This is a genomic window from Schleiferilactobacillus perolens DSM 12744, from assembly GCF_001435585.1.
GTDB lineage: Bacteria > Bacillota > Bacilli > Lactobacillales > Lactobacillaceae > Schleiferilactobacillus > Schleiferilactobacillus perolens.
Window position 1 is genome coordinate 1 of sequence record NZ_AZEC01000068.1, and the last position, 519, is coordinate 519.

A 519-nucleotide genomic window follows, 5' to 3' on the forward strand; every position below is an offset into this window, starting at 1 on the left:
ATTATGCTAAGGAGCATCGTGGTCGTAACTTAGATGATTCACAAATTATTCAGGCAATTGATGAGATTCGTCAACAAGATCCAAAATATACTCGGAAATACGGGTACCGACGAATAACCGGTGCTTTACATGACGCTTATGGCTTTAAAATCAATCATAAGCGGGTCTTACGGATTATGCGGGAACAAGACTGGCTATGTGGCGCCTTTAATCGGCAGAAACGAAAGTATAATTCTTACAAGGGAACTGTTGGCGTCATCGCCCCAAATCGACTTAAGCGACGATTCAAAACAGATCGGCCTTACCAGAAGTTAGTCACCGACGTCAGTGAATTTCGATATGGGAACCAAAGCCAAAATGAACGGGTTTATTTAGAACCAGTCCTCGACCTCTTCAATGGAGAGGTTCTGGCTTTCAATATCAGTGACCACCCGACCGTTGAATTCGCTTTAAAGCCTTTGAAAGAAGCCCTAAATCAAATACCGGTGTTAGATTATCGGACGACTGTCCATACTGACC

1 protein-coding gene is annotated in these 519 nt (G+C 43.4%); it reads left to right on the forward strand.

The genetic code is table 11. The features are described from left to right. A partial coding sequence (locus FD09_RS15650; RefSeq protein ID WP_157053872.1) for an IS3 family transposase occupies window positions 1-519 on the forward strand: 519 nt, incomplete at both ends.